The sequence below is a fragment of the Polynucleobacter sp. IMCC 29146 genome (assembly GCF_021395195.1).
Taxonomy (GTDB): Bacteria; Pseudomonadota; Gammaproteobacteria; order Burkholderiales; family Burkholderiaceae; genus Polynucleobacter.
This window is the reverse complement of sequence record NZ_JAJVCR010000001.1, coordinates 160,049-181,681: the sequence shown is the minus strand read 5'-3', so window position 1 is coordinate 181,681 and position 21,633 is coordinate 160,049. Positions and strand designations below refer to the sequence as shown.

Here is a 21,633-nt window from a genome sequence, read left to right as displayed (position 1 = left end):
TTACATGTTGAAGCAAAAAACCATTGCCGCAGCGGTCAAAACCGTCGGCATTGGCTTGCATTCAGGGCGCAAGTCAACCCTTACCATTAAGCCGGGGCCAATCAACTCAGGCATTCAGTTTGTCCGGGTTGATTTACCAGAGCCCCTGCAAATTCCAGCACACGCATTAGCGGTGTGCGATACGCGCCTAGCGTCAGTCATCCAAAAAAACGGTGTGCGTGTTTCTACCGTTGAGCATCTGCTTTCTGCCTGCGCAGGGCTCGGTTTGGATAATTTAATAATCGAGCTCGATTGCGAAGAAGTGCCTATTATGGATGGCAGTGCTGCTTCATTCTTATTTTTAATTGAGTCGGCAGGCATTATTGAGCAAGCCGCACCAAGACAATTTATGGTAATTAAAAAACCAGTTGAGGTGCGCGAGGGCGATAAGTTAGCAAGACTCGAACCCTTTGCGGGTTTTAAGCTTGATTTCACCATTGATTTTAAGCATCCCGCTTTAGATAAAACAGGCCAACATTTCTCGATTGATTTTGCTGAACAAGCTTACCGCAGTGAAATTGGCCGCGCACGCACTTTTGGGTTTGCCCATGAAGTAGAGGCTTTGCGAGAAATTGGTTTAGCGCGTGGGGGTAGTTTAGATAATGCCATCGTCTTGGATGAGCATCGCATTCTGAATAATGAAGAATTGCGTTATGAAGATGAATTTGTGCGCCATAAAATCTTAGATGCCATTGGTGATTTATATTTGGTAGGGCATCCCATCGTTGGCGCTTATGTTGCCGAGAAGTCAGGTCACGCTTTAAATAATGCCTTATTACGGCAATTACTAGCCGACCCAAGTGCTTACGAAATTACTACAATCTCGAAAAGCAAGGCTCCAGCAGCCTATTTACACGAATCTCAACCCCTCTTTATTTAGGTCGTGCAGCAAGTAGGCGCTCAATCGAGTGGCGCAACTTTGAGTCGGGGGGTAAGCGGTTTAATAAATTTAACCAGGCTAAGCGCGCCACCGCATTCAGCCCTTCAGCTGGCTTGGGTTTGGGCCTCACGCGTAAACTTGCACCCTGCGACTTCCTTTGACTAGGTGCTAAGCGTACTCTAATATTTTGACAGCGATAATGATGCCGAGCTAGTTCAATAGAGAGGCTGGGAAGCACTTGTTCGAGTCTGGTAGCGAGCGCGGCATTGGGCACAATTAAAAGCAGTTCCTCTTGGGGTGAAGTGCGCCAAGTGGGCTCAATGCGATCACTAAAATGAGCTAGGTTGAGAGAGGATAGCGCCAGTTTCAGCACGCTTTTTAGTTTGGCCAACTCCTCTGCGCGGGCCATAACCCCACTTAATCCATTTTGGCTGCGCAGCCAATCTAAGCAATCCTTTGCCAGCTTATTTGTGCTATTTTTAGGGTCAAAATTCATTGCTGATGGTATTCATGGTTAAAAGGTGTGGTGGGTGATAAACTCAAGGGCTTAATTTTCCTCAATATTCCATGGTAATCGGTCTCATCAAAACGCTGGTCGGAAGTCGTAATGACCGCCTTTTAAAGCAATATCGCAAGATTGTTGCCAAGATCAACGCATTTGAACCTGCCATGCAGGCTTTGGATGATACTAGCCTGCAGGCAAAAACTGCTGAATTTAAAGCTCGCTTAAGCGCCGGTGAGGCGCTGGAAGATCTCGCTGCAGAAGCTTTTGCTGTCGTGCGTGAAGCAAGTTGCCGAGTCATGAAAATGCGGCATTTCGATGCTCAGCTTATGGGGGGTTTTGCTTTGCACCAAGGCAAAATTGCCGAAATGGGTACTGGCGAAGGCAAAACCCTAACTGCAACTCTACCCGTTTACTTAAATTCCCTAACCGGAAAAGGGGTTCACGTTGTTACGGTAAATGATTATTTAGCCCAGCGTGACGCAGAGTGGATGGCGACCCTTTATAACTTCTTAGGTTTGCAGGTGGGGGTGAATTTATCACAGATGGATCACGCTACTAAGCAAGAAGCCTATGCTGCCGATATTACTTACGGTACCAATAACGAATTTGGTTTTGATTATTTACGTGACAACATGGTGCAAGATGTGGGTCAACGAGTGCAGCGTGGTTTAGCGTATGCCATTGTTGATGAAGTCGATTCGATCTTAATTGATGAGGCCCGTACCCCGCTTATTATCTCTGGGCAGGCTGAAGATCATACCGATTTATACCTACTTATTAATGCCTTGCCGTCGTATTTAGAGCGGCAAATCGGCGAAGAAAAAGCCGATGGCACTGGAGTTGAAAAGGCTGGCGATTATTGGGTAGATGAAAAATCGCAACAAGTGTATCTCACCGAAATGGGCCATGAAAAGGCCGAAAATGTACTGGTGCAACTGGGCGCGCTGAAAGCGGGTGATTCTCTATACGCCCCACAAAATATTACCTTAATGCATCATGTGTATGCTGCCTTACGAGCGCATTCACTTTATAACCGCGACCAACACTACGTCGTACAAAATCAGGAAGTCATCATCGTCGATGAATTTACTGGGCGCTTAATGCAAGGACGGCGTTGGTCTGACGGCCTACATCAGGCAGTTGAGGCTAAAGAGGGTGTAGCCATTCAAAATGAGAATCAAACTTTAGCAACCATTACCTTTCAAAATTATTTCCGCATGTATGGCAAGCTTGCCGGCATGACCGGTACGGCCGATACTGAAGCCTATGAATTTAAGGAAATTTATAATTTAGAAACTGTGGTGATTCCGCCAAACCGTTTAAGTCAAAGAACCGATCGCCAAGATCAAATCTATAAAACTTCACGCGAGCGCTACGATGCTGTGGTTAAAGATATTCAGGCTTGCTATCAAAGCGGACAACCCGTCTTAGTTGGCACGACCTCGATTGAAAATTCAGAATTAATTGCGTCCATGTTAGATCGTCTTCAACTGCCGCATCAAGTACTTAATGCAAAGCAGCATGCTCGTGAAGCAGAAATTATTGCCCAAGCAGGACGACCAAAAATGATTACGATTGCCACCAATATGGCGGGACGTGGTACCGATATTGTTTTGGGCGGTAATGTTGAAAAACAAGCGGCATTAGTGACTACAGATAACGCGAAGATTCAGCAATTACGCGATGAGTGGCAAGGCCTCCATGATCAAGTTATTCAGCACGGTGGTTTGCATATTATTGGTACCGAGCGGCATGAAAGTCGACGAATTGATAATCAGTTAAGAGGCCGTTCCGGGCGTCAAGGTGATCCAGGCTCTTCCCGCTTCTATCTTTCTCTAGACGATCCCCTGTTACGTATTTTTGCTGGTGATCGTTTGCGTTCAGTCATGGAGCGCTTAAAGATGCCTGATGGTGAGCCGATTGAGGCGGGTATGGTGACGCGTTCAATTGAATCTGCCCAACGCAAAGTAGAAGGGCGAAATTTTGATATTCGTAAACAACTCTTGCAATACGATGATGTGGCAAATGATCAGCGTAAAGAAACCTATCGCCTGAGAAATCAAATTCTCGAATCTCAAGATATTGGCGAACTCATTGCAAATTTACGAGAAGATGTTTTGCAAGGTCTTTGTCGTACTTATGTACCCCTTGAATCAATGGAAGAGCAATGGGATTTACAGGGCTTAGAAAATGTGCTGGCGAACGATTGGGGTCTAAAAGTCGAGCTACTTCAATGGGTTGACGGTGCCGACACAGTTGATGATGAAGCGGTTGTCGAGCATGTGATACAAGCGGCAATTGCCACTTATGACGCTAAAGTGGATTTATCAGGCCGAGAGTCTTTCGCTAGCTTTGAGCGTTCAGTGACTTTGTTTAGCTTGGATAGCCATTGGCGCGAGCATTTAGCCGCACTTGATCATTTACGTCAAGGCATTCATTTACGCGGCTATGCTCAAAAAGATCCTAAACAAGAATATCGTCGTGAGGCATTTGAGTTATATGCCGAATTGCTGGATGTCATCAAGGCTGATGTCATTAAAACGATTATGACCGTACAAATTCGTAGCGCCGATGAACTTGAGCAGGCTGCAGAGACTATCAATGAGGGAATTACGAATCTTACCGATGTGCAGTATCAGCATGCTGAAGCTGGCCCCGACTTAATGGGAACGGCTCCAGAATCAACTGACTCAGCAGTGCCATCAACCAAACCAGTTGTTGCGCCTATTAAAGCTGGCCCTAAGGTCGGTAGAAATGATCCTTGTCCATGCGGTAGTGGCAAAAAATATAAGCTGTGTCACGGCGCGCTGAGCTAATCAATTGAGTTATGCCGGTTAATTTACCGTTACCTATTCCAAATGAATTAATACCAATTGCGGGCTTTAAGCTTGGTACTGCTGAGGCAGGTATCAAAAAAGCCAATCGTAAAGACATCTTGCTAATGACTTTTCTATCTAGTGCAGAAGTAGCTGGTGTTTTTACGCAAAATCGGTTTTGCGCTGCACCTGTTCAGGTTTGTATCAGCCATCTACAGACACAAACTGTGAGTAAAAAAATTCAGGCTCTGATAGTCAATACCGGGAATGCAAATGCCGGGACTGGCGAGACTGGTTTACAAAATGCCCTCCAAACTTGTGCTGCTTTAGCGCATGACTTAAAGCTAGAACCTGAACAAGTTTTACCTTTTTCAACGGGAGTGATATTAGAGCCCTTACCCATCGAAAAAATAATTGCTGCGCTACCTAGGGCAATCGCGAATTTAGACGAAGACCATTGGTTTGCGGCAGCTGAAGCAATCATGACAACCGACACACAGCCCAAGGGAGCATCAGTCATACTTGAGACGCCGCAGGGTAAAGTCAGCATGACTGGTATTTGTAAGGGTGCAGGCATGATTCATCCTAATATGGCTACCATGCTCGGCTTTATTGCTACCGATGTAGCCTTTGCGCCGGGTTTATTACAGGAATTAATCCGCGAAGTTGCAGACCTGTCGTTTAATGCGATTACGATTGATGGCGATACCTCGACTAATGATGCTTTTATCGTCGTTGCTACTGGTCAATCTGCCCTTACCGTGCAAAGTCAAAATGACTCCCTGTATAAACCAATCCGCGAGGGCCTTATCGGTTTAGCAAAGCAATTGGCACAAATGATTGTGCGTGATGGTGAAGGCGCCACTAAATTCATCACTATTACGGTTGAAGGCGGCAAAACAGCTCAAGAATGCCGCTTGGTTGCCAAGGCAGTGGCCCACTCCCCCTTAGTGAAAACAGCTTTTTTTGCTAGTGATCCTAATTTAGGCCGTATCCTGGCAGCAATTGGTTATGCGGGCATTACAGACCTCGATGTTAATCAGGTACAGCTTTGGCTGGGCAACGTTTGGGTAGCCAAAAATGGTGGACGCAACCCTAGCTATATAGAGTCAGATGGGCAAGCGGTAATGCAAGCGGCTGAAATTAATGTAAAAATTGATTTAGGACGTGGAGCTGCGACACAAACTATTTGGACCTGCGACCTATCGCATGATTATGTTTCCATTAATGCCGACTATCGCTCTTAAGACTAACTTCTAGGCAAACTGATGAATGACAAACTTGATCGGCTATTGACTCATTTAGAAACATATTTACCGCGACCCATTACGCCAAGTGATTGGCAGACAGCACGGGCATTTCGCTGGCGTAGACGAGATAGTATTTTTGGCAGCATTGGCTATTTACAGCCAGTGAAGCACATTTCTGATATTACGTTTGCAGATCTGCAACATATTGATCGGCAGCGTGATGCCATCCGCGACAATACCCGCCAATTTATAGAAAAAAAACCAGCCAATAATATTTTACTAACAGGTGCACGTGGCACAGGTAAATCATCTTTAATTAAGGCTTGTTTACATGAATTTGCAGAGCAAGGTTTACGCTTAGTCGAAGTAGATAAAGAATACTTAGCTGATTTGGCTGACATTACTGATTTATTAGCAGAACGGCCAGAACGATTTGTGATTTTTTGCGACGACTTATCGTTTGATGAAGGCGAGACGGGGTACAAGGCAATGAAATCTGCCTTAGATGGATCGGTCTCGGCACAAGTTGATAATATTTTAATCTATGCAACTTCTAATCGACGCCATTTATTGCCTGAGTATATGAAGGATAACCAAAGCTATGCATATTCAGATGAAGGCGAAATTCATCCGGGTGAAGTAGTAGAGGAAAAAATTTCTTTATCTGAACGCTTTGGTTTGTGGCTATCTTTTTATCCGCCTAAACAAGACGAGTATTTAGCTATCGTGGCGCATTGGTTACAGCATTTTGGGGTTAGTACCGCTGAGATTGAGAGTGCTAGACCGGAAGCATTAGTTTGGGCTTTAGAGCGTGGCTCGCGTTCAGGCCGAGTAGCCTGGCAGTTTGCGAAGTTTTATGCGGGTAATCGTGTCTGATAGTACGACCATGGCAAGGCCGATAGTTGAAGTAGCGGCAGGCATTTTGCTTAATACCGAAGGCCGATATTTATTAGGTCAGCGCCCACCAGGAAAACCATATGCTGGATATTGGGAGGTACCAGGCGGGAAAATTGAAGCCGGAGAAACGGTTTTTATTGCGCTTCAGCGCGAGCTACAAGAGGAGCTTGGCATTCAAATAGAAGCGGGTGAAGAGCTGATGGTGCTTGACCATGCATATACTCATGCGCATGTCCGTTTGCACGTTAGCATTATTCGCCAGTGGCGCGGAACCCCAAAGGGCTGCGAGGGCCAAAACCTATCATGGGAATTATTGAGTCATCCTAAGCCGCAGGTGAGCCCTTTATTACCTGCCGCTTGGCCAATGCTAGAGCACTTGCGCCAACATTTGGCAAAATAATCAAAAGCCATGCTGGAATTTAGCTTTTTAAAGGCAGCTCTATAAAACTAAACCCTAAAATTGACAAAGAGTTAGCTTAAAAGGGATATCGTCGATACAAGTTTGTGGCTTTGATTCACGCTCAGTTTTTAGAAAACGAATTGAAAGTAGATATTTATTAGCGCTAATTTCAGCAAACAGCGTGTCATCCTCAACGCCAATGCGCATCAGATGAAAAATTTTTCCTGCAGGAGCTTGCTGAAACGCACCTTGGTAGGCTACCACTTCATATGCCTCGCCCGACTCACGCAATAAACGTAAAAATAATTGACAAGCCGCTTGCCAAGGTAAAAGAGGGGCAATATATTTTTGTAAAGTTTCCCGTCGTTGATTTGCAGAACTATTTTTCCAAGCATGATAACTGGGCAAATCAATCGGACTCGTTCCGCCAGGAATATTTAAGCGATTGCGAATTGAGTTAAGCCATTCACTGTCGGTAATGATGGCATTGGGTTTACCAAGAGATTGATTAATTTGTTCGGCGGCTTTTTCAATTTCATGAAGCGTGAGGTTTAAGGTTTCTTGATCAACCCGCTTCGAATTCTTTAAGCCGTGCAAAGTATATTTTTGCCGTTCAAACTCTTTCAGTAAGAGTGATTTAATATCCCCGCGTGCGCCAATATCGCCTAACTCAAATAAAGTGGCAATACCGTTGTGATGTAGTTCAGGGTCATCAGACTTAAAAAAGTGATTAAAACGAAAGAAAAGGTATTCCAGCCGAAGCATGCTTCGAACCAGCTCATTAAAGGGATATTCATAGACAATCACAGGGCTTTATTCTATGCTGAAGTGGCATCAATAGGCAAAAAACCCTGAAAAAGGGCATTACCTACGCGTGAGTCGCTGATGTAGCTCAGACGTTTGCTGTAAGGCTAGGGCTAAATCACCATCATTATTGATAATCGTATCAGCATGAATAAGTCTTGCTTCCCTAGTTACTTGGGACTGCATGATTTGCTCCACCTCAGCCCGCTTGAGCTGACTACGTTGCATCACGCGCATGATCTGATTTTCAGGGGAGCAGTCAACCACTACCAGATGATTTAAATGCGCTAGCCACAGCCCTGATTCAATTAAAAGGGGTACAACAAAAACTAGATAATCAGCCCCATCATCCATTTGTCTTTGGGCTTGCCGCAAGGTTTCCTCGCGAATGAGGGGGTGGGTTATAGCCTCTAGTTGCAATTTAGCTTGGGGCTCGGCAAATATCAGCTGACGCATTTTGCTGCGATTTAAGGCGCCCGAATCCAAGAGATAGCTTGCGCCAAAGGTTTGGCGGATTGCCTCGATGGCCGCGCCATTTGGGCCTGTAATGAGGTGGGCAATTTGATCGCTATCGATAATACTTGCGCCTAGCTCAGCTAAATGTAAAGCAATGGCAGATTTACCCGCGCCAATTCCGCCAGTTAGACCGACTAATGGAATCTTACCTTTGAAAAAACTCAGGTCGAGAGGAGGCGACTGGGAAGCAGAAGAAAATTGGGCCATAACAGTGCAATGATGCCAGCAAAGGCTAAAAAAGGGCCAAATGGAAATGCTTGCGAAGTCGCTAGTCGTTGCCAACGCAACCAAATCCAGCCACCAACTAGGCCCATCAGGGCGGCCAATAGCAGAATATCAGGGAGGGCTTGCCAGCCTAGCCACGCCCCTAGCGCGGCAAGCAATTTTGCATCACCGAGACCAATACCATCTTGTTTTTTTAGTAAGCGATAAAGTAAATTCACGCCCCAAAGAAAGCCAAAACCCAGGACTACGCCGACTAAAGCACTGTCAAACGAAGTAAAACCTGGCTGATAAAAGTAATTAAATCCTAAGCCCGCCATCATCAGGGGCAAAGTAATGAGATCAGGCAATCGAAAAGTACGAAAATCAATTAGCGCTAACACCAATAAGGTCAAGGTTAAGATACTGCTAGCTAACACTTGCAGGGGTTGATCGAGTGGCATAGTTAGACGATTTGTCCTAAATTAAAAATGGGTAAATATAAGATCAGCACTAAGCCTCCAATCAACAAGCCAACTAAAGCAATTAAAACAGGTTCTAGATTGCGACTGAATAATTTTAGTTGTTGATTTAATTGCTGAGATAAAGTGCTTGCGCGGTTAAGCAGCATTGCTGGTAGCGCACCGCTTTCTGAGCCAATACAAATTATTTGCCAGGTCTGACGATCAAAATACCGATAGTGGGAGTCGGCTCTTAAGATTGCCTCGCCCAGTGGCCAACCTTGCGCCAGCAAAGTAAATATATTGGCGCTAAGGTCATGAGTGAGCCAATGATTAGATGAGCGTGCTGTAATGCGGAGCGCATCCAGCAAAGGAATTTCAGCACTTAATAAATGACCTAAAGTGCGGCACCAAAAAGAGAGCGCTGAAAGTCGCAGCAGCTCACCGAGCAGGGGAATTCTCATCCACATTCGATCGCAGTAATTCTGTAAGCGAGGTAAACGGTGCCAAGCAACTATCCACAAAAAAATGAGTGCGCTCAAGAGGAGCAAAATTGTTAAAAAATAGCGCCGCAAGACAGAAGTACTATAGAGCAAAGCCTGTGTTGCCCAAGGAAGCTCGGCTTGAAATTGGGCGAAAACGTCGCGAAAAATAGGAATAACCCAAAAAGCCATGACCAAAAATAAAAAAAGGGCTGAAGCCACAGTAATGCATGGGTAAGCCAGAGCCTGTTGAATTTGCTGGCGTAATTCCATTTGGGTCGTAAGCTTCGTCGCAATGGAGTCAAGCGCCTGACTTAATTGTCCCGAGCGTTCGCTAACTTCAACTAAGCCAATAAAACTATGGTCGAGTGGGTACAGTGCTTGGCGTAGGCAGGCAGAAAAGGCATTCCCTTGCCGCAATTGGGTTTCTAGCTGAAGAAGAAAGGGGTGCCAATGCGCTGGGGCAGATTGGCGCAATAAAATTAAGGCATGTAGTAAGGGTAGGCCTGCATTTAAGAGGGTGGCAAGTTGACTTGCAAAATGGCATTGATCACGTAAGCTAAATGGCTTGCGCAAGCAATCGGGGATTAAAAAGCATCGACGTAATAAAGTAAATGACATAAGTGGGTAGCAAGTTATTGAATCTGGCGATACAACTCAGCTTCACTAATGTAGCCATGCTTCACTTGTAATAAGCCGGCCGCTAGGAGGTTGAGATAACCCAACCCCTTTGCCCGTTGGCGTAATTGCTGGGTGCTAGCGCCATCACAATACGCTTGCGCGAGCTCTCCTGAAAACGGAATGACCTCATGAATGCCAAGGCGCCCAAAGAAGCCATTGCCCAAGCATAAGTCACAACTATTTCCACGATTGTGACACGCGCTACAAATACGGCGCACTAAACGCTGGGCACTAAGACAATGCAAACAACTACTGAGCGCTTCAGAGTTAATGCCCAAATGCTGTAGTCGATCAATTGCGCCTAGGGCATCTTGAGTATGTAATGTACTTAAGACCAAGTGGCCAGTTTGTGCTGCTTGAATGGTCAGTTCAGCTGTCGCTTGATCACGAATTTCACCAATCATCATGACGTCAGGATCCTGCCGTAACAAGGCTCGCATAATAGTCGGAAAATCAAGACCTGCCTTGGGTTGATAGGCGACCTGATTGACGCCTGCCAGATGAATTTCAATGGGGTCTTCGATCGAGCATAAATTACTATGCAGGTGATTCAGATGCTGTAAAAAAGTATAGAGGGTACGAGTTTTACCGCTGCCGGTAGGACCGCAAACTAAAATCAAGCCGTGTGGTTTTTCAATTGCTAGTTGCGCAATAGCCAGTTGTTGCGGCAATAGACCCAGTTGATCAAGTGCCAGATCAGCGAGATTACTAGGCAATATACGAATGACAATTTTTTCGCCGTAGAGGGTTGGCAGGCAGGAAACGCGACAATGGATGTTGGCTTGATTTAATGTTAGACCAATACAAATTCGACCGTCTTGCGGAATGCGTTGTTCAGCTATATCGAGGCGCGCTAAAATTTTAATGCGGGTAATAAGGCGTTCGTGGAGAGATTTATTTTGGCGGCAGAGAACATGAAGATAGCCGTCAACTCGAATACGAATTAAGGTAATGTGTTCCTGAGGCTCAATGTGAATATCGGTCGCTCGAGCCGAAATCGCTTTAGCCGCAATTTCTTGCCAAGCACGAATAATGAGAGAGTCATCGGTTAAGAGCGCCAAGCTTAAACGGCTTGAAAAGCTGTGGGTCGATACAAGCGCACAGTTTTAATACCCTGATCGTCAAACTGCATAATTTCCATCACCACTCCAGCAATTTTAAGGCTGACATCATGTTCTGGAATTTGTTCAAGGTCTTCTAAAATTAAGCCATTTAAGGTACGGGGTCCATTAATTGGTAAGGAAATTTGTAATAGGCGGTTCAGGTCACGCAAGTTTGCGCTACCGTTTGCTAAGTAGGTACCATCCGCTTGCCACCGCGGTTCATGAGCTAAATTGGAAAAAGAGGTAGTGAACTCGCCAATTAGTTCTTCAACAATATCCTCAAAAGTGACTAAACCCATGACGTCACCATATTCATTTACTACCAGACTAAGTCGTTGTTGGTTATCTTGAAAAAATTGCATTTGTTGTAGTACCGGTGTACCGCTAGGGATAAAGTAAGGCTCTTGTAACAATTCTAGGAAATTAGCATGGTTTAATTCATCATTGCCCAAAAGAGATAAGGCTTTTTTAACCGATAAAATACCAATAATGCGTTCGGTATCACCCGCTATTACAGGTAATTTATTGTGATAGCAGGTTTCTAATTGCTGCACAACTTCCTCAATAGGTCGAGATAAATCGAGAATTTCAATTTTGGCTTTGGGTGTCATGACGTCATCAACCAAAATATTTTTTAAATTAAATAGATTTAGTAAGATATTGCGATATTGACTTGAGACAAAATGATTTGATTCTAAAACTAGGCTACGCAATTCATCGACCGACATAGCCGCATTATTGCCAGTAGTCGATAGCCCAAATATGCGCATTAAACCAGAGACAAAACTATTAATGAACCACAGTAAAGGTTTCAGAATATAAGTAAGGGGCAGGATAATCCAACTGACTTTGCTAGCGATAGCTTCGGGAAAGGCTGCACCGATTACTTTCGGGGTAATTTCACTAAAAACGATAATTAATAAGGCGATGACGATGGTCGAGATCGATAACACTAAACCACTATGACCAAATAAATGGAGCGCTAAACTGGTTACCAAAATAGGAAGTATGGTGTTAATCAGATTATTAGAAATGAGTAACACCGAGAGTAAAGAGTCGATGCGTTGCAGCAAGCGATCGGCAATGGCAGCCCCCGGATTTCCTTGGCTTGCCAGCAACCCTAAACGATGACGATTAGAGGCCAGCATACTAGTTTCTGACATGGAAAAAAATCCTGAGAGCACGAGTAAAAAAATCACTAAGACCGCTTGGCTCCAGAGGGGCCAGCCGTCAAAAAAAGAATCCATGATCTGTTCCTAAAGTGGACAATAAGCGTTTTAATATAGCAAACATCAATCAAAAAAGCGTCAGATTGCATGTATTCAGTTGTCAGTACTTATGGAATTATCTTGAATGCCTAAAAACCCCCCTCTGCCAGTCTTTTTAGACCCTACCGCTCAAATTTGCGTAATACCTGCTCCCTTTGGAAGATTGGGTATACAAACTGAAATTGTTGACGGTAGTTTGATGGTGGCAAGAATTACGTATTTGACCGCGCAGACCGACTTACAAAGCCCGAACAATGACTTAGCCAAAGAATTGGCGTGCCAGTGTGCCCACTATTTTCAGAATGCTAATTTTGTTTTTGATATTCCTCTTAAGCCCGCTGGAACATTGCACCAGCAAAAGGTGTGGGCTACAGTAGCTAAAATTCCAGTGGGGCTAACAACGACGTATGGTGCAATTGCCAAAAAAATAAAAAGTGGCCCGCGGGCTGTCGGCGCTGCTTGCGGCGCCAATCATTACCCTTTAGTGATACCTTGCCATCGAGTGGTGGCAGCAAACCATCTGGGGGGTTTTATGCAAGAGGATACCCCTGGATTTAATCGGCAAATAAAACAATGGTTATTGCATCATGAAGGGGTTATTGTCGATTAAGGCCTTATTGCTACCCTTTTTAGCGGGCGGGCAGCACAATAAAAAAATAGTTTGATTAAGGTATTCGAGCGTGCCGCTATAAGGGTAAAGTGATAAAACAGAGCGACAGTACGGCGAGAAATTTTCTGCGGCTGGTGTTTAGTTTTCTTGCTGGCTGCTAGTTTATCCAGTGTTAATACGGCTAAACCAAGGGCCAGCAAACAAAATCGCCGCATTCCAAATTCTGCCTTGGGGATGAAAAGAATATAAGTTAGGGCGGCATCGAGTTTTTGTATTGCCAATGCTAACAGTTCAGCTTGAGTCACATTTTGTGGTAACCATGAAACTCCGCGAGCTTGATCCTCAAGTGAGTCTTTTAAAATATTGGTCATTTGTAAGGCTTGACCAAATGCCATCGCAAGCGATTCTTGCTTAGCAATGGCTTGGGCAAATTGCGATGAATGGGCAGCAAAAAGACTAGTTAGCATTTCACCCACCACGCCAGCTACAACATAGCAATACTCTTCAAATTCCTGAAGATTTTTTAGTCCTAATGGATTTTGTTTAGCATGAAAACGAGTCATTCCCTGCGACATGATGCTGATGCAGCGCAAAATAGCTGTTTGTTGATTAGCGGGGCAGCAATGCAAAATACGGACTACTGTAGCGGTGTGCGCGATTAAATCGCGCTCGGCTAAATTAGGGTGTAATTCTAGGGCCGTACTACAAGACTGCATAAACTCACTAATGGGTTTTTGGTTTAGGCAAGCTGCGAGAAACAGTTCTGATAAAACCACTTTTTCAGGTGCTGCTAAGCAGCTCGCATCTTCGATAGTATCGACAATACGGCACAGCAGGTAGGCGCACCCAACCGCTCTTTCAAGCGGAGGCGGTAATAATGGAATCGTAATGGCAAAAGTACGCGAGACCAAATTCAGGGTGTCTTTTTGATAGGCTAAATCAGCTAAGTCAGCTAAGTCAGGGTCGTTTTTAATGGCCATGCGGGCATTATGTCAGACCCTTTTATTGCGCTGCTCCCGCTGACCAAAGAATCCACTTATTATTAGGTATGCATTCCCTTTTAAGACGCTTACAAATGCGCTTACCCTGCGCGCTTTTCTTCTTATTTTCACACCTTCTCACACAGGCAGCTATGGCCATTGAAGAACCTCAATATACGGTAATTGAACAGCAGGCACCCTATGAATTACGTGCCTATGCGCCACATATTGTGGCGGAGGTCTTAGTTGATGGTGACCTCGATAGCGCTTCAAATAGCGGATTTCGCCTCATTGCTGCCTATATTTTTGGCGGCAATCAAGCACGCGCAAGTGCTGCCAACAATGCACTGTCCGGCAGTAGTGAAAAAATTGCCATGACCGTGCCGGTCAGTATTCAACCATTCGATCCAGCTACTGCCTCGCCGAACCAAAAGAACCAGCCAGTTTTAGAAGCGCAAAAAGCTGGTCAGTGGAAAGTGTCATTTTTAATGCCTAGCCAATACACTTTAGCAACTTTACCTGTACCACTTGATCGCCAAATTCAGTTACGGGAAATTCCAGCGATGAAGAAAGCAGTGATGCAATTTTCAGGGTTCAATAGCGCTGAAAAAGTAGCAGAAAAAACAGCCGAACTCCGCTTATGGATGGAACAAAAAGGTCTTAAGCCAATAGGAGAAGTCCAATTTGCCCGCTACAACCCGCCTTGGAGCTTGCCGTTTATGCGCCGTAGTGAAGTGCTATGGCAATATTGAAAGCGTTTTTTGCTAACAATTTTCTTAACTGGCGCTAGCGGTTTTATTGGACAAGCGCTACTAAAAAAATTAGTTGCTAGTCAGTGCCGACTCATTTGTCATGTTCGCTCTGCAGAGGCAGGTGAACAGGTTAAGGCGCTGGGAGGAGTTGCTTGGCAGTGCGAACTAGATCAGCAACAAGACCTAGAAACGCAATTTAGTCATTGTGATGTCATCATTCATGTGGCAGCCTTATTAAAGTTAGGAAGTACGCCAGCCGAATTTGCACGCGCGAATATTGAACTAACCCACACGCTTTTAAAGGCAGCCCAAGTAGCGGCAGTTAAAAAATTTATTTATCTTAGTGCCGCATCAGTAGCGATGCACGCACCGCAAGACTTATTTGATCTGGATGAGACTGCGCCTTTAACTCAATGTGTTGAGTTACCTTATTCATCAAGTAAAGCCCGCGCTGAAGAACTGGTCTTAGCAGCCGCAAGCGCTACGTTTCAAACGGTGGCTTTACGTCCAGCATTTGTGTGGGGACCCCATGATGCAGTGGAACGCATCATTGGCCCTGCTGTCAAGTTAGGCCAATTTGCTTGGTTTGGTCATGGGCAGTATTTATTTTCGACCTGTTATGTGGGGAATTTGTGCGCAGCTGTGTTATTAGCAATGGATCATGAGGTAGGCGGTCAAGCTTTTAATATTAGCGATAGGGAAGTTCTCACCTTTAAGGAATTTATGACTGCGCGGTTGCAGGCGGGGGGTTTTCAAGCCCCAAGTTGGTCATTGCCAAAAAGCTTAGCTTGGGCTTTAGCCCATTTCGCAGAAACAGGGTGGGCTTATTTGCCTTTAAGAGGTAAACCCCCTTTAGTGCGTGAAATGGTGCGGTTGATGGGCTATGCCTTTACCTTAAATACGGAAGCTGCACAGCAACAACTGCATTACCATCCGCCCTATTCAATAGCCCAAGGCATGGCCGCAATCAAAGCCAGCCTAGATAATCGTAAGACAGCCAATTCTATGTAGTCTTCGCGCTAGTGTGAGCTGGGGTGCCGACCATGAATTTTTGTCAGCAAAATCTCGGCCTGTTCGAGAGCTTGTTCAGCATCGACTCCGGTAATATCGGCACCAACCTGCGCAATGAGTTCAGGGTGTGCAACAAAAATAGGCCCACCCACCATAATGCCGATTTTAGGATTCTTTGAGTAAGTTCGAATGGCTTTAATAAAGACCGCTAAGGCATCGAACTGATCTTGGATGCTGACTGAAATGCCGATTAAATCAAACCATTCTGCTTGAATGACCGTCATAATCTCTGCTTCCGAGTTCGCCCATTCGCCCCATACTTTCCAGCCAGCACGGCGGAAAAATTCAGAAACCATAAATAAACCCATGGTGTGTTGCGAGCCTGGCATTGGAATTAGAATGGCGCGAGCACCTAAGGTATTGGAACGGGCAAACTCTTGAAATAGTGGACTAAGGTCATACATCAGTTGTTTCAGGCGCCATAAACCGACGGTCACTTGGTGGAAGGTGCACTCGTCGCTATCCCACATTTCCCCTAAACGTCGCGCAACTGGGGCCAATAAGCGCAAATAGATTTCATCTAAAGGAATGCCGCTGGCATGTAACTCGCTAACATAACTACCTGCAACTGAACTTTCATCGGCTAGCACTAAGCCAGCTAAAGTGGCGATTTTTTCTGGATCTTCAGTTGAGTTGGATAAAAATTGTTTGGCTTCAATTTCACTCTCAGCATGCAGATGAGCCGAGAGCAGTCGTGGAATGATCGATTTTTCAATTGTGCGTACTAGCCATCCCAAGTGTTCATTTGGGCCAGAATCGATTGGCACCGGCTCAGGCCAAACCGAGAGGCGAGGTGAATTATGGGCTATCAAGTTGGCTTCACCTGTAACCGCACCATCATCACACGAGAGATCAACCGCTTTTGATAGCTTCACTAAAAACGTCATTCCTTAAAAAAATTAGCAACGATTGTGTTAATTCACTCTCAGTAATCTAAATCTACGCAGAGAATTGGGAAATCCCGATTTACTTTTAAGGGTATACCCTTGTTTGTAATTAAGTTTTTACCCTAGGTTATGTAAAATTTAATTGACACTTTATTTGTTTTTATTAAAAATGGGTGTTGGGAGATTAAATGGCCGAGCTAGCAGCTGTGCGCACTCAAAAAAAGTCAATGAACATGGTTTTAATTACCATGGACACGCACTTAAATAGTGCTGCGCGTCGTGCTGAGCGAGATCTACAAAAAACAATTCCTGGATTCTCTTTAAAAATTCACTCTGCTAGTGAATATGCCACTAGCGATCAATTATTAAATGAGTGCAAAAACGATATTGCAGAAGGCGATATTGTGATTGTCACGATGCTGTTTCTTGAAGATCATTATTTACCCATCGTCGAAAACTTACGCGCCCGACGGGATCATTGCGACGCAATGCTATGCGCAATGTCGGCGGGAGAGGTTACAAAGCTAACGCGTTTAAGTAAGCTTGACATGAGTTTACCGGCCAGCCCTTTAATGGCCTTAATGAAAAAATTGCGCCCAACCAGTAAAAGCAAGGATGGCAAGAGCCAAGGGGGCTCGAGCGCTGGGGCAAAACAAATGAAAATGTTGCGGTTAATTCCCCAAGTATTGCGTTTTGTGCCGGGCACGGCGCAGGATCTGCGGGCTTATTTTCTGTCTTTGCAATATTGGTTAGGCGGCTCACAAGAAAACCTATTTAATTTAATGAGCTATTTGATCAATCGTTATGCGGCAGGAGCGCGGGCTAGTTTACGCGAGAGCGCAAAAGCCATTGATCCGGTAGCTTACCCCGATCTAGGGGTTTATCACCCCCGCATGAAGGGCCGTCTAAGTGAGAATTTACAAGACTTACCCATAGTCGTGCCCCAAACGAAGGCCCGTGGCAAAGTGGGTATCTTGCTCTTGCGCTCCTATTTAGTTTCAGGCAATAGTGGCCATTACGATCCCGTCATTGCTGCTTTGGAAGCTCAAGGTTTGCAAGTGGTTCCAGCTTTTTCATCCGGATTGGATTCGCGCGCAGCGATTGATGCTTTTTTTACACAAAATGGCGCAGCAAGTATTGATGCACTGATTTCGTTGACGGGCTTCTCATTGGTTGGTGGTCCTGCATACAACGATGCCAAAGCAGCTGAAGAAGTTTTAGCAAAATTAAATGTGCCTTATATTGCCGCCCATCCAGTGGAGTTTCAAAACTTAGAGCAATGGGGTGGGTCTGATCGAGGTCTGTTACCAGTTGAGAGCACCATTATGGTTGCTATTCCAGAGCTCGATGGTGCAACTGTGCCAATGGTATACGGTGGCAGACCTGGTGCGGCCGGCAAAACTTGCCATGGTTGCCATAAAGAGTGCACCTTTACCGAGGAGCATCATCATCAAGATATGTTTACCTGTATTGAGCGAGTCGGCATGTTAGCTGCTCGGGTAGCAAAGTTAGTTGATTTGCGTCGCTCAGAGCGCGCCCAACGCAAAGTAGCGATTGTCTTGTTTAATTTTCCACCGAATGCAGGCAATATTGGTAGTGCTGCCTATTTAAGCGTATTTGAGTCAGTGCATAATTTGTTGTTAGGAATGAAGGCCAGAGGCTTCACCGTAGAGGTACCTGCTACTACTGATGAATTACGCACGCAATTACTAAAAGGCAATGCCCAGCAATATGGAGCCGATGCAAATGTCCATACTTTAATTGCCACCGATGATCACGTTAAACGCGAGCGCTGGTTAAAAGAAATTGAAGCGCAGTGGGGCCCAGCACCTGGTAAACAATTAAGTAACGGTAGTTCTATTTTTGTATTAGGTAAGCAATTTGGTAATATTTTGTTGGCAGTACAGCCTGCCTTCGGCTATGAAGGCGATCCGATGCGTCTATTGTTTGAGCACGGCTTTGCTCCTACCCATGCCTTCTCGGCTTTCTATCGCTACCTAAGAGAAGATTTTGCGGCAAATGCTGTGGTCCATTTCGGCACGCATGGTGCCCTTGAGTTTATGCCAGGCAAACAAACGGGGATGAGCGGCGCTTGCTGGCCAGATCGCCTGATCAACGACCTACCCAATATTTATCTTTACGCTTCTAATAATCCATCCGAAGGCGCGATTGCAAAACGCCGTTCAGGCGCAACCCTAGTAAGTTATTTAACGCCGCCAGTAATGCAAGCTGGGCTTTACGCAGGTTTAGCTGATTTAAAAGCCTCTATTGAACGCTGGCGAAGTCTGGAGCCCGAAGCAGAACACGAAAGCCATGAACTAGCAATTTTAATTCAGGCACAAGCTGCTGCAATTGATTTATGTGCCGCTGAGCCCTTATGGAACCTTGCAGATCAACGGGCTCTAGAACAGGTGGTCAGTAAGCTCTATTCTGATTTAATAAAGTTTGAATACACCTTGATACCGCATGGCTTGCATATTGTTGGCGCTGTTCCGCCCTTGGCTGAACGTTTTGGTTTATTAAAAGCCATGGCAGATGTGGCTTTAGATCATCCCATCGCTGATGCAGTGGTGCAGGCATTACTTGATGGAAAAAATCCTAGTGAGGTAGTAGGTCAGTACCCCGACTTACTTCAACTTGGTTCGCTAGAGACGCTTGAAGATTTATTCGCAAAAATGATTCGCGCCAATCTGCTCATGTCACAAGAGACCGAAGTTACTGGCATGCTCGATGCTCTCGATGGTCATTTTATTCGGCCTGCAGCAGGCGGTGATGTGATGCGTAATCCTGAAGTCTTACCCACTGGGCGCAATCTACATGGCTTCGATCCTTTTCGCATTCCCAGTATTTTTGCAGTTAAAGATGGTGCTAAGCAAGCTGAAAAAATCGTGCAAAAATTTATTGCTGATGGCAATGCAATACCAGAATCGATTGCCATGGTTTTATGGGGTAGTGATAATTTAAAATCGGAGGGCGGCCAAATTGGCCAAGCCCTAGCTCTAATGGGAGCCTTACCACGCTTTGATAGTTATGGCCGGCTTGCGGGTGCACAGTTAATTCCGCTGGCAGAATTAGGTCGACCGCGCATTGATGTAGTGATTACACTCTCGGGTATTTTCCGCGACTTACTACCATTGCAAATTAAATTATTAGCCGAGGCTGCCTTTATGGCAGCAAGTGCTGCTGAGCCCCTAGAGCAAAATTTTATTCGCAAACACGCTTTGGCCTATCAAACCGAACATGGTTGTGATTTGGAAACCGCGGCTTTAAGAGTCTACGGCAATGCCGATGGTGCCTATGGCGCTAATGTTAGCAATATGGTGGAAAACAGTGTCTGGGCAGAAGAAGATGAGTTAGCTGAAACTTACACGAGGCGCAAAGGATTTGCCTTTGGTCGAGCAGGTAAGCCAATTCAAAATAGTGCGCTGCTAAAAAGCGTTTTGGCTAATGTTGAAATGACTTATCAGAATCTCGATTCGATGGAGCTTGGAGTGACCACGATTGATAATTATTTTGACACCTTAGGCGGTATTACGCGAGCGGTTAAGCGTGCTAAGGGCGGTACAGATGTGCCAGTTTATATTGGTGACCAAACCAAAGGCGATGGAACCGTGCGCTCGCTCTCCGAGCAGGTAACTCTTGAAACCCGCACGCGGATGCTCAATCCAAAATGGTATGAGGGTATGTTGCAACATGGCTATGAGGGTGTCCGGCAAATTGAAGTGCATATCACCAATACTATGGGTTGGTCGGCAACTACAGGTCAAGTACAGCCTTGGGTTTATAAGCAATTAACGGAAACATTTATGCTAGACCCCGATATGCGCGAACGTTTGGCTAAACTCAATCCGACAGCAGCTGCACGCTTAGCAAATCGCTTGACTGAAGCTTCCCAGCGCAATTATTGGCAACCCGATTCAGCCATGTTGTCAGCAATGCAAGAGGCTAATGATGAATTAGAAGATCGGCTGGAAGGTGTACACGTCAGTGGGATTAAAGTAGCCGCTTAAAAAGAAGCATAAATGCACTTTATGATTTTAAAAACTGCCAGAGTGCCTTAAGGCCTTCTTGAGGCTGTTCTTCTTGGGGAATATGACCAATGTTGGGCAAAGGTACTAATTTGGCCTTGGGCATCAACTGTAAATAATCTTGTGCATTGCGAATCGGAATAAAGCCATCGCGCTCACCCCAGAGTAATAAAGTAGGTGCTTGAATTTGCCCTAATAGTGGGCGGGGGTCTTGTAAGACATGTTGTCGCATGATTTCGAGCAGACTTGCGCGTACACCGGGCGCCAGCATTAAATCATAATAACGTTGAGCTAGCGCTTCATCCATGATGGCAGGATTAGCATAAGCAGGTTTTAAATTCATTTCTAAAATAGCTTGCGGTAAAAAAAAGCGCATGACATGCAGCAAGGGCGAAATGCTCGGCTTCTGACCATATTGAAAGCCCTTACTGGCAAAACCATCAGGCGAAATTAATACCAATTTATCTACACGCTGAGGCTGCGCTACGGCCATTTCCCAGGCATAGCGACCACCCATTGAGTTTCCAATCCAGACTGCACTTTGAATTCCGAGTTGATCTGCAAAAGCGCCTAAAAATTGCAGCACAAATGCATCGGAGTAGTTTGCGCTGGGGTTTGCACCAGTGAGGCCAAAGCCAGGTAAATCGAGACTTACTACCCGATAATCTTGCGCGAGGGCAGCGACCCATGCATCCCAAGTTTGTAAACTTGAGCCAAAGCCATGCAAAAAGATTAAGGTTTGTGGTTTTCTTTTGATTGAGGCGGGCGGCCCAACATCACGGTAATGCACGCGCATATTCAGCACCTCAATAAAAGCACTGGGTGCGGTAGCATAGATTTTTTCTAAGTCAGCGCGGTTTTTATCGGGGGCCCATGCCCAAATTAGAATCACGCATAGCAGAAACGCACAAACCCCAACAAGCCACAACATAACTGATTTAAACTGATTCTGCTTCATGGGTGAATTTTAATGTACCCCACCCCTAACCCACGGCATAATAT

At 45.3% G+C, this 21,633-nt stretch carries 19 protein-coding genes; 9 read left to right on the top strand and 10 right to left on the bottom strand.

Annotated elements, in window-relative coordinates; genetic code table 11:
* Positions 1-4: 4 nt before the first annotated feature.
* Positions 5-919 carry a UDP-3-O-acyl-N-acetylglucosamine deacetylase gene (lpxC, locus tag LZT22_RS00925; RefSeq protein ID WP_233923180.1) on the top strand — a complete coding sequence of 305 codons (915 nt, stop codon included), beginning with the start codon at positions 5-7 and terminating at the stop codon, positions 917-919.
* On the opposite strand, the gene LZT22_RS00920 is transcribed toward lpxC, so the two are convergent.
* The gene (locus tag LZT22_RS00920) at positions 912-1,328 is read right to left on the bottom strand and encodes a hypothetical protein (protein WP_233923179.1); all 417 of its coding nucleotides are present in this window, start codon (positions 1,326-1,328) and stop codon (positions 912-914) included. The two genes, lpxC and LZT22_RS00920, sit on opposite strands and share 8 nt — an antisense overlap.
* Before the next feature lie 158 nt (positions 1,329-1,486).
* Between LZT22_RS00920 and secA the strand changes: the two genes are divergently transcribed.
* From secA to LZT22_RS00900, 4 genes are read left to right on the top strand one after another with little or no spacing between them, the layout of a single operon-like run.
* A complete protein-coding gene (gene secA, locus LZT22_RS00915) occupies positions 1,487-4,240 on the top strand; it encodes a preprotein translocase subunit SecA (protein WP_233923178.1) in 2,754 nt (917 codons plus the stop codon).
* A gap of 11 nt (positions 4,241-4,251) precedes the next feature.
* Positions 4,252-5,487 carry a bifunctional glutamate N-acetyltransferase/amino-acid acetyltransferase ArgJ gene (gene argJ / locus LZT22_RS00910; protein ID WP_233923177.1) on the top strand — a complete coding sequence of 412 codons (1,236 nt, stop codon included), beginning with the start codon at positions 4,252-4,254 and terminating at the stop codon, positions 5,485-5,487.
* Positions 5,488-5,508: 21 nt separating this feature from the next.
* Positions 5,509-6,366 carry an ATP-binding protein gene (locus LZT22_RS00905; protein WP_233923176.1) on the top strand — a complete coding sequence of 286 codons (858 nt, stop codon included), beginning with the start codon at positions 5,509-5,511 and terminating at the stop codon, positions 6,364-6,366.
* Entirely contained in the window at positions 6,347-6,787 is a 441-nt protein-coding gene (locus tag LZT22_RS00900) for an NUDIX domain-containing protein (protein ID WP_370635173.1), read from the top strand. The genes LZT22_RS00905 and LZT22_RS00900 overlap by 20 nt, the downstream gene beginning before the upstream one ends.
* A gap of 54 nt (positions 6,788-6,841) precedes the next feature.
* Here LZT22_RS00900 and zapD read toward each other — a convergent pair whose 3' ends face one another.
* Genes zapD through LZT22_RS00870 form a run of 6 tightly spaced genes read right to left on the bottom strand, consistent with a single transcriptional unit; the run spans position 6,842 to position 12,282 of the window.
* Entirely contained in the window at positions 6,842-7,594 is a 753-nt protein-coding gene (zapD, locus tag LZT22_RS00895) for a cell division protein ZapD (protein WP_370634744.1), read from the bottom strand.
* Between the two features lie 57 nt (positions 7,595-7,651).
* The gene (gene coaE, locus LZT22_RS00890) at positions 7,652-8,314 is read right to left on the bottom strand and encodes a dephospho-CoA kinase (RefSeq protein WP_233923174.1); all 663 of its coding nucleotides are present in this window, start codon (positions 8,312-8,314) and stop codon (positions 7,652-7,654) included.
* Complete coding sequence (locus tag LZT22_RS00885) at positions 8,269-8,772, bottom strand: A24 family peptidase (protein WP_233923173.1); 504 nt, start codon at positions 8,770-8,772, stop codon at positions 8,269-8,271. The genes coaE and LZT22_RS00885 overlap by 46 nt, the downstream gene beginning before the upstream one ends.
* 2 nt (positions 8,773-8,774) lie before the next feature.
* Positions 8,775-9,872: a type II secretion system F family protein gene (locus tag LZT22_RS00880; RefSeq protein WP_233923172.1), complete on the bottom strand. Its 1,098-nt coding sequence runs from the start codon at positions 9,870-9,872 to the stop codon at positions 8,775-8,777.
* Between the two features lie 14 nt (positions 9,873-9,886).
* Positions 9,887-10,993 (bottom strand): GspE/PulE family protein, encoded by a 1,107-nt coding sequence (locus LZT22_RS00875; RefSeq protein ID WP_233923171.1) that lies wholly within the window; start codon positions 10,991-10,993, stop codon positions 9,887-9,889.
* Positions 10,994-10,995: 2 nt separating this feature from the next.
* Positions 10,996-12,282 carry an HlyC/CorC family transporter gene (locus LZT22_RS00870; protein WP_233923170.1) on the bottom strand — a complete coding sequence of 429 codons (1,287 nt, stop codon included), beginning with the start codon at positions 12,280-12,282 and terminating at the stop codon, positions 10,996-10,998.
* Positions 12,283-12,388: 106 nt separating this feature from the next.
* Here LZT22_RS00870 and LZT22_RS00865 point away from each other — a divergent pair, with 106 nt between their 5' ends.
* Positions 12,389-12,913, top strand: coding sequence for a methylated-DNA--[protein]-cysteine S-methyltransferase (locus tag LZT22_RS00865; protein WP_233923169.1), 525 nt, complete (start codon positions 12,389-12,391; stop codon positions 12,911-12,913).
* Here LZT22_RS00865 and LZT22_RS00860 read toward each other — a convergent pair.
* Positions 12,910-13,893, bottom strand: a complete 984-nt coding sequence (locus LZT22_RS00860) for a squalene/phytoene synthase family protein (RefSeq protein ID WP_233923168.1) — start codon at positions 13,891-13,893, stop codon at positions 12,910-12,912. The two genes, LZT22_RS00865 and LZT22_RS00860, sit on opposite strands and share 4 nt — an antisense overlap.
* Before the next feature lie 68 nt (positions 13,894-13,961).
* On the opposite strand from LZT22_RS00860, the gene LZT22_RS00855 reads away from it, so the two are divergent.
* Positions 13,962-14,645, top strand: coding sequence for a heme-binding protein (locus tag LZT22_RS00855; protein WP_233923167.1), 684 nt, complete (start codon positions 13,962-13,964; stop codon positions 14,643-14,645).
* 9 nt (positions 14,646-14,654) lie between these two features.
* Positions 14,655-15,656 carry an NAD(P)-dependent oxidoreductase gene (locus LZT22_RS00850; RefSeq protein ID WP_233923166.1) on the top strand — a complete coding sequence of 334 codons (1,002 nt, stop codon included), beginning with the start codon at positions 14,655-14,657 and terminating at the stop codon, positions 15,654-15,656.
* Positions 15,657-15,664: 8 nt separating this feature from the next.
* On the opposite strand, the gene LZT22_RS12730 is transcribed toward LZT22_RS00850, so the two are convergent.
* Positions 15,665-16,591 carry a cobalamin B12-binding domain-containing protein gene (locus LZT22_RS12730; RefSeq protein ID WP_233923165.1) on the bottom strand — a complete coding sequence of 309 codons (927 nt, stop codon included), beginning with the start codon at positions 16,589-16,591 and terminating at the stop codon, positions 15,665-15,667.
* Positions 16,592-16,791: 200 nt separating this feature from the next.
* Here LZT22_RS12730 and LZT22_RS00840 point away from each other — a divergent pair, with 200 nt between their 5' ends.
* Positions 16,792-20,613 carry a magnesium chelatase subunit H gene (locus LZT22_RS00840; protein ID WP_233923164.1) on the top strand — a complete coding sequence of 1,274 codons (3,822 nt, stop codon included), beginning with the start codon at positions 16,792-16,794 and terminating at the stop codon, positions 20,611-20,613.
* Positions 20,614-20,632: 19 nt separating this feature from the next.
* Here LZT22_RS00840 and LZT22_RS00835 read toward each other — a convergent pair whose 3' ends face one another.
* A complete protein-coding gene (locus tag LZT22_RS00835; protein WP_233923163.1) occupies positions 20,633-21,589 on the bottom strand; it encodes an alpha/beta fold hydrolase in 957 nt (318 codons plus the stop codon).
* Positions 21,590-21,633: the final 44 nt, after the last annotated feature.

Bases quoted from the DNA above. Each gene is read 5' to 3' on its own strand.
- lpxC (WP_233923180.1), top strand. From the start codon at position 5: ATGTTGAAGCAAAAAACCATTGCCGCAGCGGTCAAAACCGTCGGCATT.
- LZT22_RS00920 (WP_233923179.1), bottom strand. From the start codon at position 1,328: ATGGCCCGCGCAGAGGAGTTGGCCAAACTAAAAAGCGTGCTGAAACTG.
- secA (WP_233923178.1), top strand. From the start codon at position 1,487: ATGGTAATCGGTCTCATCAAAACGCTGGTCGGAAGTCGTAATGACCGC.
- argJ (WP_233923177.1), top strand. From the start codon at position 4,252: ATGCCGGTTAATTTACCGTTACCTATTCCAAATGAATTAATACCAATT.
- LZT22_RS00905 (WP_233923176.1), top strand. From the start codon at position 5,509: ATGAATGACAAACTTGATCGGCTATTGACTCATTTAGAAACATATTTA.
- LZT22_RS00900 (WP_370635173.1), top strand. From the start codon at position 6,347: ATGCGGGTAATCGTGTCTGATAGTACGACCATGGCAAGGCCGATAGTT.
- coaE (WP_233923174.1), bottom strand. From the start codon at position 8,314: ATGGCCCAATTTTCTTCTGCTTCCCAGTCGCCTCCTCTCGACCTGAGT.
- LZT22_RS00885 (WP_233923173.1), bottom strand. From the start codon at position 8,772: ATGCCACTCGATCAACCCCTGCAAGTGTTAGCTAGCAGTATCTTAACC.
- LZT22_RS00880 (WP_233923172.1), bottom strand. From the start codon at position 9,872: ATGTCATTTACTTTATTACGTCGATGCTTTTTAATCCCCGATTGCTTG.
- LZT22_RS00870 (WP_233923170.1), bottom strand. From the start codon at position 12,282: ATGGATTCTTTTTTTGACGGCTGGCCCCTCTGGAGCCAAGCGGTCTTA.
- LZT22_RS00865 (WP_233923169.1), top strand. From the start codon at position 12,389: ATGCCTAAAAACCCCCCTCTGCCAGTCTTTTTAGACCCTACCGCTCAA.
- LZT22_RS00860 (WP_233923168.1), bottom strand. From the start codon at position 13,893: ATGGCCATTAAAAACGACCCTGACTTAGCTGACTTAGCTGATTTAGCC.
- LZT22_RS00855 (WP_233923167.1), top strand. From the start codon at position 13,962: ATGCATTCCCTTTTAAGACGCTTACAAATGCGCTTACCCTGCGCGCTT.
- LZT22_RS00840 (WP_233923164.1), top strand. From the start codon at position 16,792: ATGGCCGAGCTAGCAGCTGTGCGCACTCAAAAAAAGTCAATGAACATG.
- LZT22_RS00835 (WP_233923163.1), bottom strand. From the start codon at position 21,589: ATGAAGCAGAATCAGTTTAAATCAGTTATGTTGTGGCTTGTTGGGGTT.